The organism is Corynebacterium sp. KPL4015 (assembly GCF_040225725.1).
Classification (GTDB): domain Bacteria; phylum Actinomycetota; class Actinomycetes; order Mycobacteriales; family Mycobacteriaceae; genus Corynebacterium; species Corynebacterium rhinophilum.
Window position 1 is genome coordinate 1 of the sequence record NZ_JBEHGF010000041.1, and the last position, 9906, is coordinate 9906.

At 57.0% G+C, this 9906-nt stretch carries 7 protein-coding genes and 3 pseudogenes; 7 read left to right on the forward strand and 3 right to left on the reverse strand.

Features of this window, described 5'->3' with window-relative positions; all coding sequences use genetic code 11:
- The first annotated feature begins 216 nt into the window (after positions 1 to 216).
- The 6 genes and pseudogenes from ABRP64_RS11185 to ABRP64_RS11210 all read left to right on the forward strand — a co-directional run.
- Positions 217 to 2169 carry a glycosyltransferase gene (locus ABRP64_RS11185; RefSeq protein ID WP_349866485.1) on the forward strand — a complete coding sequence of 651 codons (1953 nt, stop codon included), beginning with the start codon at positions 217 to 219 and terminating at the stop codon, positions 2167 to 2169.
- On the forward strand, positions 2159 to 2674 hold the full coding sequence (locus tag ABRP64_RS11190; RefSeq protein WP_284771219.1) for a phosphatase PAP2 family protein: 516 nt from the start codon (positions 2159 to 2161) through the stop codon (positions 2672 to 2674). Before ABRP64_RS11185 ends, ABRP64_RS11190 begins: the two co-directional genes overlap by 11 nt.
- Positions 2667 to 3647 (forward strand): decaprenyl-phosphate phosphoribosyltransferase, encoded by a 981-nt coding sequence (locus ABRP64_RS11195; protein WP_284771220.1) that lies wholly within the window; start codon positions 2667 to 2669, stop codon positions 3645 to 3647. The genes ABRP64_RS11190 and ABRP64_RS11195 overlap by 8 nt, the downstream gene beginning before the upstream one ends.
- 521 nt (positions 3648 to 4168) lie before the next feature.
- Positions 4169 to 5401: pseudogene (locus ABRP64_RS11200) on the forward strand (arabinofuranosyltransferase AftB family protein).
- Positions 5402 to 5540: 139 nt separating this feature from the next.
- Positions 5541 to 6575 (forward strand): alpha/beta hydrolase, encoded by a 1035-nt coding sequence (locus ABRP64_RS11205; RefSeq protein WP_284771222.1) that lies wholly within the window; start codon positions 5541 to 5543, stop codon positions 6573 to 6575.
- Positions 6576 to 6822: 247 nt separating this feature from the next.
- Positions 6823 to 7059, forward strand: a pseudogene (locus ABRP64_RS11210) (IS3 family transposase); the annotation flags it as partial.
- Positions 7060 to 7192: 133 nt separating this feature from the next.
- On the opposite strand, the gene ABRP64_RS11215 reads toward ABRP64_RS11210, so the two are convergent.
- Complete coding sequence (locus tag ABRP64_RS11215; RefSeq protein ID WP_284783748.1) at positions 7193 to 8017, reverse strand: GDSL-type esterase/lipase family protein; 825 nt, start codon at positions 8015 to 8017, stop codon at positions 7193 to 7195.
- Between the two features lie 210 nt (positions 8018 to 8227).
- On the opposite strand from ABRP64_RS11215, the pseudogene ABRP64_RS11220 reads away from it, so the two are divergent.
- Positions 8228 to 9097: pseudogene (locus ABRP64_RS11220) on the forward strand (IS256 family transposase); the annotation flags it as partial.
- Here the strand turns inward: ABRP64_RS11220 and ABRP64_RS11225 are convergent.
- A complete protein-coding gene (locus tag ABRP64_RS11225; RefSeq protein ID WP_349839475.1) occupies positions 9069 to 9266 on the reverse strand; it encodes a helix-turn-helix domain-containing protein in 198 nt (65 codons plus the stop codon). The pseudogene ABRP64_RS11220 and the gene ABRP64_RS11225 sit on opposite strands and share 29 nt — an antisense overlap.
- Positions 9267 to 9494: 228 nt before the next feature.
- Positions 9495 to 9659, reverse strand: a complete 165-nt coding sequence (locus ABRP64_RS11230) for a hypothetical protein (RefSeq protein ID WP_284783747.1) — start codon at positions 9657 to 9659, stop codon at positions 9495 to 9497.
- Between the last annotated feature and the right edge of the window lie 247 nt (positions 9660 to 9906).

The following is a 9906-nucleotide window of genomic DNA, read 5'->3' on the forward strand; positions in this document are numbered from 1 at the left end:
CTGTTCTCAGTACCTGGACATGGTGGTAGATTACCAATCTTGCCAGCTCGACTGGGCTGGATATCAGGTGTCCACCAAACAGGGGTCAGGTCCATCAGGCACACTTTTGCTACTTAACCCGAAGACACATCCGCGTGTAAACCCGAGTAATCCGTATAAAACAACTACGCTAAACCGCTGACTACTGTTTAAATAGTTTGGAGAATCGAAGCAATCGTGACTGCCAACAACTCCTCGGCTTTTGAGCCCCTGCAGCGAATTTTGCTGCCCAAGCGCGGCGAACCCTTTGACGTCCGCATGCTCTACCTCATTGAGGCGGAACAAAACCGCGAGCGCTTGAGCTGGACAAACCGGACCGCCATGACCATCCCGGCCGGCGAAGAAGCCTCTTTTGAGACCTACTTCAACGCCTTTCCGGCCTCCTACTGGCGCCGGTGGTCCCAGCTCGACTCGGTCATTCTGCGCCTTGAAGTTGAGGGCCAGGCCAATATCTCGTTGTACCGTTCCAAGCACGATGGCCAACGCATTTCCGTGGGCAACCACCTCGTGGGCACCGGTGAGCACGAATTCGAGCTCCCGCTCAAGAACTTCGAGGACGGCGGCTGGCTGTGGTTCGATATCACCGCCGAGAAAGAAACCACCCTGGCGCATGCCGCGTGGTGCTCGCCGCACGCACCTGGAGCGCAAATCCTGCCGGATGGCACCGAGGTTGCTCCTTCCGAAAAGCGTGTTGCGGTCGGGATTCCTACCTTCAACCGCCCTACCGACGCGGTGGCAGCGCTACAAGCCCTAGCCGAGGATCCCGTCGTGGACGAGATCATCGACTTCGTCTTGATGCCTGACCAAGGCAATCAACACCCCGCCGATGAACCAGGCTACGACGATGCAGTAGCCCACTTTGGGGAGCGCTTCCGCGAGTTCCGCCAAGGTAACCTGGGTGGTTCGGGCGGATACTCCCGCATCATGTACGAGGCGCTGGAAAACACCGATTCGCCGTTCATTTTGTATATGGATGATGACATCGCCATCGAACCAGATTCGGTACTGCGTGCCGTCCAGGCCGCACGCTACGCCGCCAGGCCCATCATCGTGGGCGGGCAGATGCTCAACCTGCAGGAGCGCTCCCAGCTGCGCACCACCGGTGAGCAGGTCAACCGCTCCGATTTCATGTGGGCCGCCGCCCCGCACGCCGTGTACGACCACGACTTTGCCAAGTACCCACTGCGCGCCATTGGCACGCCAGAAACCCGCCTGGATCCAAAGAAGTACGATTCCCGCGACCTGCACCGCCGCGTGGACGTGGAATATAACGGCTGGTGGATGTGCCTCTTCCCGCGCGTGGTAGCAGAGACCAACGGCCAGCCACTGCCGCTATTTATCAAGTGGGACGATACCGAGTACTCCTTGCGCGCCGCCCGCAATGGCTTCCCCACGGTGACCTGGCCGGGCGCGGCCATCTGGCACATGGCCTGGGCGGATAAGGACGATGCCATTGACTGGCAGGCCTATTTCCACCTGCGCAACCGCTTGATCGTGGCTTCGCTGTACCACGATGGCGCGGTATCCGGCATTACTAAGTCCATCTTTAAGTCCACGCTCAAGCACACCATGTGCATGGAATACTCCACCATGGCCATCCAAATCGAGGCCATGAAGGACTTCCTGGCGGGGCCGGACCACCTCTTCGATATCTTGGATACCTCGTTGCCGCGCATTGCGGAGATCCGCAAGAACTACTCAGATGCGGTCATCATCGAATCCGCAGACCAGCTGCCGGCGCCGACCGGCGCGCCGGGCGTTCCCACCCGCAATGTGGGCGGGCGCTTGGCCAAGGTGAAGAAGCTGCCGTGGGCAGCAAAGGGCCTTAAGCACCTGCTGAGCAAGGAAGATCCGGCGCACCACGCGGCACCGCAGCTGAACCTCACCCCAGAAGAGGCGCGCTGGTTCACCCTGTCCCGCCTGGATTCCGCCACCGTATCCACGGCCGGCGGTACGGGTGTGGCCTTCCGCAAGCGCGACCGCGATTTGGCCAAGGAGCTCATCACCGAAACCCGCAGCCTGTTGAAGGAAATTGAAGAAAACTTCGATGACCTGCGGGCGCACTACCGCGCCGCGTTGCCGGAATTGACCGCGCGGTCTTCCTGGAAGAAGGTTTTTGATGCCCAATAAGCTTTCTATCGCAGAATCCCGCGTCCTAGAGTCCATCCAGAACGCCGCCTTTGACCTGCCGGGAGTACTGCCGACTGCCCGCGGTTTAAGCCACTTGGGCGAGCACGCCCTGGGCTGGATGGGCAGCGCGGCCCTAGGGGCCGGCGTGGACAAGCAGCGCCGTGAAGAGTGGATTCGGATCGGTGCCGCGGCGTTTACCGCGCATGCGGCAAGCGTGGTGCTCAAGCGCATCGTGCGGCGCAAGCGACCCGATTATTCCTACGTCCGCGTTGGGGTCAAGACCCCCTCGCGCCTATCCTTCCCGTCCTCGCATGCCACCTCCACCACCGCCTTCTTGGTGGGCCTTTCCCGCCTGACGGGTTCCAAGGCACCGCTTGTGGGAGTGCCGGTGATGATGGCATCGCGTATGGTGCTCGGGGTGCACTATCCAACTGATACCGTCGCGGGCGCAGCCATTGGCGCTGCCACCGCGCGGGCAATGACGAAGGGAAAGACGCATGAGTGAGGACGGTAACCAGCACTTTCTCCATTCGGAACCGCATACGTCCGGCGTCGATACCGGCCGTAAGCGCAAGCCGCCGAAGAATTTGGCCGATGGCATGGTCAAGGCCCTGCGCCCGAAGCAATGGGTAAAAAACATCCTCGTACTGGCCGCGCCCGCCGCGGCCGGTGCGGAGTCGCTCTTTCACGGGCGCGTGCTTGTCGATGTCCTCTTGGCCTTCATCGTCTTTTGCCTCGGCGCTTCTTCCATCTACCTGATCAATGACGCCAAGGATTGGCGTGAAGACCAAGAGCACCCGACCAAGCGTTTCCGCCCGATTGCCTCGGGCGTGCTGCCCATCAAGGTGGCCTATGTCATGGCCGTGGTACTCGTTGGCCTGTCCATTGGGCTGTCCTTCTTGGCCACCGCGGGACTAGAGCTAGCCATCGTTATGGCGGTTTATATCGCCCTGCAGCTGGGCTATTGCTTTGGCTGGAAGCATATTCCGGTCATCGATATTGCGCTGGTGTCCTCCGGATTCATGTTGCGCACCATGGCCGGTGGCGTGGCCGCCGATATTGAGCTTTCGCAGTGGTTCTTGCTGGTCGCTGCCTTTGGTTCGCTCTTTATGGCCTCCGGTAAGCGCTATGCCGAAATCCTGCTGGTGGAAAAGACCGGCGCGAAGATCCGCAAATCCTTGCAGGGCTATACGCCAACCTACCTGCGCTTTGTCTGGACGCTAGCGGCTACCGCCGTGGTGGTCTTCTACTCCCTGTGGGGCTTTGAGCTGGCTAATGCCGCAACCTCTGGTGGCGTGTGGTACCAGATTTCCATGGTGCCATTTACCATCGCCATCCTGCGCTATGCCGCCGACGTGGACCGTGGCCAGGGCGGGGCGCCGGAAGAAATCGCGTTGGGGGATCGCACCTTGCAGTTCCTCGCCATCGCTTGGCTGGCCTGCATCGCCATGGCCGTCTACATCATGCCATTGGTCTAAGCAGCGGTTATATAGTTGCGTTCAACTAGAAGATCTTGAGAGGCCTGATATACTCACCCCACGTGGTTAACACCGGTAACAAGAACATTGCGCTGTGGAGCGCACCCGCCTCGGTTCTTGTTATCGGTGTTTTTTCTTTGTGGGGTGGCTTTGCCCGCCGCTGGATGTCTGATGACGGCCTCATCGTCCTGCGTACCGTCCGCAACCTAGAAGCCGGCAACGGTCCTGTGTTCAATGTGGGTGAGCGCGTTGAGGCCAATACCTCCACGCTGTGGCAATACCTCATCTTAGTGGCGCGGTGGGTAAGCGGTGCTGAACTCGAAACGATCGCCATCTACCTCGGGCTTCTCCTAGCGGTCGCGGCGATGGTGGTGGGGACGTGGGCATCGGCAAGCATGCACAAGGGACTTGTTCTTCCCGCTGGAGCCTTGGTGTATCTGGCCCTGCCACCGGCACGGGACTTTTTTACCTCCGGCTTGGAATGGAGCCTGTGCCTTTTCTACTTGGCCGTCTTGTGGTGGATGCTGATTAAATGGGCGCGACCACGGCAGGAGTTGCCGCCCAAGCCTATTGTGTATGGGCTGGCATTCTGGGCGGGGCTCTCATGGCTCATTCGCCCTGAGCTTGCCCTGTATGGCGGCCTGGTTGGCGTTGTACTCATAGTGAGCACGCGTTCGTGGAAGGTTATCGCTGCCGCCTTGCCCCTGCCGCTGGGTTATCAAGTATTCCGCATGGGCTACTACGGGCTGCTTACGCCTCATACCGCCGTTGCGAAATCCGCGGCTGGTTCCGCGTGGGGCCAAGGGTTTGCGTACTTGGGCGACTTTATGGCGCCCTACGCGCTGTACCTCCCGCTCATTGTGCTGACAGTGGCGGCGCTGTGGAAAACCGATTTTCGACCGTCGGCGCTGCGCTCGATGCAGACTGTGGTTTATATCTTCCTGGGCGCCGCACTATTGCATGCAGCATATGTTGTGCACGTGGGTGGCGATTTTATGCATGGGCGCATGTTGCTACTTCCGCTTTTCGCCGCGCTATTGCCCATATTTGTAGTTAATCTACGAACCTGGTGGGCTGCCGTATTCTGTGCGGTGTGGGCCTTCGTTATTGTCTTGCACGGTCACCCGGTAGACCGGGCAGCGTACGCGGGCCAGCTTAGTGTTGTGGATGAGCGGGACTATTGGACCGCTGTCACCAACCGGCAGGAACCGCCACGCCGTGCCGAGGATTTTCTGGGTATGGACGTGATGAATAACTATGAAAAAGCGGTGCAGGACTTGGCGGCCGGCGATGCCATGACCTTCCTCTATATCAAGGATGGGGGTCAGACATCGTGGACGACGGTGCCCGCGGATCCGGAGCGCTCCGATCCTCCCACTGTGTATTTTCCTAATCTCGGTCTTACCTCCATGAATGCGCCACTTGAGGTGCGCGTGCTCGATGAAATTGGGCTCAGCAATCCCTTGGCAGCGCGCCAGCCCCGCATCGAAGGCGGGCGCATTGGCCACGATAAAAGCCTTGGCGCGGCGTGGCAGATTGCCGATTCTGCAGTGGATATTGACTCCTTATTGCTGGGGCAGAAAGATTCCGCGTGGCAAGCACGCACTGCGCTTGATGATGCCGATTTCCAGAGGCTCTTTGCCTCCTACAGGGAACCGCTAACTTGGGGCTGATTCTTAGAAAATATTAAATTTTCCCTGACAGAGGGCAGGACCCTAACCTTCTCCTCCAATCCGGGGGATTACCTCTATTAATGGTTGAAAATGAGGTAAAAAGCCTGTGAGTGCACTACACTGCCTCTCAGTGAGGCTTTCGCCGAGGGGTGTTAACGATTCACAGGTTCCCATCGATAAAGCCAAAGAACAATTATTGAGTACTTTGTGGAGGAGAAAGATGACTGCATCTCTGAGAGGACGTGTCCTATCGGTCATCATGGCAGTGGTCGTAGCGCTTGGCCTCGCCGTCGTTGCCGGCGGCACGCAGCAGGCACACGCGGCACATCGTGATTGGCTGCGTCCGGATAATACCGGCACCTGTGAATGGGACCCAGCCATGTTTTGGGTTCAGCGCTGTGATGTTTGGTCTCCGTCCATGGACCGTAACATCCCCGTCCAGATTCAGCCCGCAAAGAATGGCGGTAACGCTGGTTTCTACCTATTGGATGGCCTGCGTGCTACTTACGCAACCAGCGGCTGGGTTAGCCCTCACAGTGAGGTTAACGCCGCGCAGACTTACGCGGACAGCAATATCACTCTAGTGATGCCGGCAGGTGGCGAGTCTTCTTTCTATGCCAACTGGCAAGCACCTGGCAAATATGATCCGAGAGATCCGGTCAACTATAAGTGGGAGACCTTCCTTACCCAGGAGCTTCCTGCCTACCTCGAGCAGCACTTTGGCGTGGCCCGCAATAACAATGCGATCGCTGGCCTCTCCATGGGTGCCGGTTCCGCCATGACATTGGCTGCTAAGCACACTGACCAGTTTAAGCAGGTACTATCCTTTTCTGGTTATTTGACTATGACGGTTCCAGGTGCTCAGACTGCTCTTCGTTTGGCCATGTTGGATGCCGGTGGATTCAATGTCAACGCCATGTACGGTTCGCTATTTAACCCAAAGCGTTTCCAGAATGACCCGCTCTTGCTGATTCCGCAACTGCGTGAGGGTGGTACCGATGTTTATATTTCAGCTGCATCCGGTATCCCAGGCCAATTGGATAGGGAAACCCTTCCGCCGCAGTTCCAAGCACCGGGTGTCGCACTGGAGGTTGGTTCTCAGCTGACCACCCGCGCTTGGGAAGGTGTTGCCCGGTTGCAGGGTCTGAACCCAACGGTGAGCTACCCGGCCCAGGGCTTGCATAACTGGTACCAATGGGACTACCAGCTCAATGCTTCCAAACCGCGCGTTCTCAACGTTATGAATGCCTGGTAAGGCTCACTAACGAACTGGCCCCGCGCCGTTCGAACCGCTCCCCAGTAGTTGGACTGAGAAATCACTACCAACTGGTGGGGAGCAGTTTTTATTGGGGCTACGAAGTTCGCTGAGTGAAACTCAGCGCGAGCATGTAGTCAAGCGTTTCGAACAGGGCCGAGGTACCAAGCCGAAGGCGCTTACTGAAGAAGACAAACTGCGTCGCGAAAGCGACCAGTTGCATGCTGAAATTGCCTACCTAAAAATTACCGATGAAGGCTTCCAATACCAGCATTCAACCCGGCGCACTTTGATCCACGAGAACGGCGGCGTTCAGTCGATGTCGCGTAAGGCCAACTGCTACGACAACGCAGTAATGAAGAACTTCTTCGGGCACCTGAGAACCGAGATGTACCACGGAGAAGTCTTCAACACTGTCGAGGAGTTCACCCAGGTAATCGAAGATTACATCCAGCGGTACAACACCGAACGCAACCAACAATGACTCAAGGGCCTGACCCCGATGCAATATCGGAATCAGGCCCTTGAACCCCTAACCTTCTTGAATTAAACCAGCCCAACTTTTGGGGACTAGTTCATGGTGCTCTCGGGCGGCGGGTTCGTGCTTTGGTTGGTGGTTAGTGGTTTTGGAGTTCTCGGGTGATGATTTGGGTCATTCCGTCGTGTCCTACGTCTGTTGGGTGTAGTGGCATGACGGATGGGGCGGTTGGGGTTTGGACGAGTGTGGCCCATCGGTGGTTGGTGTCTGGCTGGCAGGGGTCGTGGGTTTTGGCTTGGTCGTGGAGATTGATGTAGTTGACGCCGAGGTCGTGTGCTGCGCGTCCGATTTCGCGATTGAATTCGTCTTCTGCGATGGTGGCGCCTGGGATGGTTATTGGCAGTTGTAGTTGGTCGTGGTTGACTACGCAGAGGGTGTCGTTGACGGTCATTGGGACGTAGTTGACCATGGAGATGCGGGCGTTGGGTGCGGCTTTGCGGATTTTGTTGAATTGGAAGTTTAGTAGTCCGCGGTAGGTGGAGGCTTTGGGAACGTCGGGGAGAGTGGCGTTGGCTAGGGCGTCGAAGTAGGTTCCTTGTTGGAGGCCGCCGTACATGAATACTACTTCTTTGGTGTCATGGCCGATGTTGCCTTGTTCGATGGCGTCGTCGACGTACTGGTTGATCCAGACGCTGGTTCCGTTGCAGGAGTAGTCGGCGAGGTTGTGGTCGAGGTTGTTGGCGGTTTGGTGTGCCCAGTTGTGTTTGTCGTTGAAGCAGGGGTGGAAGGGGCGTTTGTGCGGGGAGGTTGCTGCTCGTTCGCCTGGTGCGCCGCCGTTGGCGGTGAAGGAGTCGCCGAAGGTGACCATTTCTTTGCCTTGGTCTGCGTTGGCGGTTTGGGCCATGGTGAGGCTTGTGGTGAGGGCGATGAGTCCGGCGGTGATTTTGGTTTTTATGTTTTTCATTCGATTCGCCTTGGGTCGGGGATGTTTAAGGGGTGCACTTTTGTGCATGCTGTGGTTATCCTACTGGTTTCTTGGTGAGAGTCCAGTCTTTGATTGAACTGGGGTGCTGAGAGGGCGTCGATGGAGAGTGTCTGATGGTTTGTGTGTAGGTTCCCAACCTGCATGAGGAGATGGACCAGAATGACTAGTGTGGCACGATGAGATCTAAGCCTGATAAGGCCACAATTTGATGCGATTGAAAAGAAGCTTCTTGCTAACCCTGAGATGGCGAAACTGATTGATGAGCTAGGCACGTCCACCACGGATGCCAACGACTTGGTTCGGGGCATGTTGCAAGCCTCGATCACTAGGGGTTTGAATGCTGAGATGGATGCCTACCTTGGCTACGAGTCTGGCGACAGGAGTGCTAAAGCTGCTGCTGGGACAGACAATCACCGTAACGGGTCGTATCCAAAGACCGTGGATTCTAACTACGGGCCAATCACCGTTGATGTGCTGAGAGATCGGGCTGGAACATTCTTGCCGACTATGGCCCCTCAAAGGCTCGAGGAGATTGACCGACGTTGATGACATGATTGTCAGCTTGTATGCCGGCGGGATGACGATTAGGGATATCCAGCACCATAGGGCTACTGCACTGCGGGTAGATATCTCTCATGAAACAATCTCCGCGGTCACTGATGCCGTCGGCGACGAGGTCATGGTCTGGCACAACCGCCAGTGAGACGAATTCTACCCCGTAGTGTTTCTCGATGCGCTGCGCATTAAAGTCCGCGACGGTGGCCGAGTGGTCAACAAGTCCGCGTACATGGCAATTGGTGTGGATCTTGACGGTATTAAGCACATTGTGGGGTTGTGGATTGCCACAGAAGAAGGCGCTTCATTTTGGGCGCAGGTATGTGCCAATCTTTCTAACCGTGGGGTCAAAGACGTCTTTATCGTCTGCTGTGACGGGCTGAAAGGCCTACCAGAAGCAGTCGAGGCAACATGTGGCCGAACTCTATGGTGCACACCTGTATCGTGCACCTGATTCGCGCAGCTAACCGGCAGGTCACCTACGGGGATCGCCGGGGCGTATCGGCCGCAACCCCATGGATTTCATGATGCGTGCGACTTTCTTGTGATTTATCGGGCCGAAATCCGTATCACTGTTGAGGCTTGCAGCGATGCGTTTAGCACCATAAAGACCATGCTCATCATCAAAAGTGGCCTTGATTTTTGCACCAATAAGACCGTCAGAATACATCATTGTATCCTGCGATTTTCACGGGTGTGGACCCACTTATAAAACGAGGAACGATTGAGTCTTAACACGTGGCACATCCGTGTGAGACGAGTATTCGGTTCGGTGGTCATAGACACACTGGAAGCAGAATTCCAGTGAGTCTGCTTGAAGCAAAATATGTGGCGGCCTTGCGCAGGATGTCGCGTTCTTCGCGCAGTTGTGCGTTTTCTTTCTCCAGCTGGCGGGTGCGTCTCACGATTCATTCGCTGCTTGGGCTTGATCGTGCATGGCTTTTATGCGGGCGCGTTTGCCGGTGTAGTACTTGGTGGCCCATGAATGCAGCGAGGCACGGTTGATACCGAGCTCGGCTGATGCTGCGTTCAGCGAGAGGCCCTCGTTGTTTTCATAGAGGGCCACGGCATCGCGTTTGAACTGTTCTCAGTACCTGGACATGGTGGTAGATTACCAATCTTGCCAGCCCGACTGGGTTGGATATCAGGTGTCCACCAAATGGGGGTCAGGTCCCTTTGGGGTTGCCCGCAAATCGTGGACACGTTGTTAAGCTGCTTAGGGGTTAAGCAGCGGCTTTCTTATTACCATTTTGATCAGCGAGCTGGGCTTCGAAATCGACGGGGCTTACCATCCCGATGGACGAGTGGCGACG

Bases quoted from the DNA above. Each gene is read 5' to 3' on its own strand.
- ABRP64_RS11190 (WP_284771219.1), top strand. From the start codon at position 2,159: ATGCCCAATAAGCTTTCTATCGCAGAATCCCGCGTCCTAGAGTCCATC.
- ABRP64_RS11195 (WP_284771220.1), top strand. From the start codon at position 2,667: ATGAGTGAGGACGGTAACCAGCACTTTCTCCATTCGGAACCGCATACG.
- ABRP64_RS11205 (WP_284771222.1), top strand. From the start codon at position 5,541: ATGACTGCATCTCTGAGAGGACGTGTCCTATCGGTCATCATGGCAGTG.
- ABRP64_RS11215 (WP_284783748.1), bottom strand. From the start codon at position 8,017: ATGAAAAACATAAAAACCAAAATCACCGCCGGACTCATCGCCCTCACC.
- ABRP64_RS11225 (WP_349839475.1), bottom strand. From the start codon at position 9,266: ATGATGTATTCTGACGGTCTTATTGGTGCAAAAATCAAGGCCACTTTT.